Annotated in this window: 1 protein-coding gene; it reads right to left on the bottom strand. The window is 68.8% G+C overall.

From position 1 onward, the window contains the following. A partial coding sequence (locus tag JI666_RS21410; RefSeq protein ID WP_206895103.1) for a glycine cleavage T C-terminal barrel domain-containing protein occupies positions 1-256 on the bottom strand: 256 nt, incomplete at both ends.

Below are 256 nucleotides of genomic sequence, written 5' to 3' on the forward strand. Positions count from 1 at the left end.
GCCGGGGGCCGAGACCGAGCGGTCGACCATCGCCATGGCGAAGCTGCGGCCAAGGGTGTGCCCATATCCGCCCGAGGTGACGTAGCCCACGCGCTTGCCGTCGTGCCAGATCGGCTCGTACCCGGTGGCGTCGGCATTGGTGGCGTCAACCTCCAGCATGACAACCAGCGTCTGCGGCGGGTTGGCGCGTTCGGCAAGGGCTGCGCCACGGCCGACGAAAGCGGGCTTGTCGAAATCGATGAAGCGGTCGAGCCCG

Source organism: Bacillus sp. NTK071, assembly GCF_017303315.1.
Classification (GTDB): Bacteria; Bacillota; Bacilli; order Bacillales; family Guptibacillaceae; genus Guptibacillus.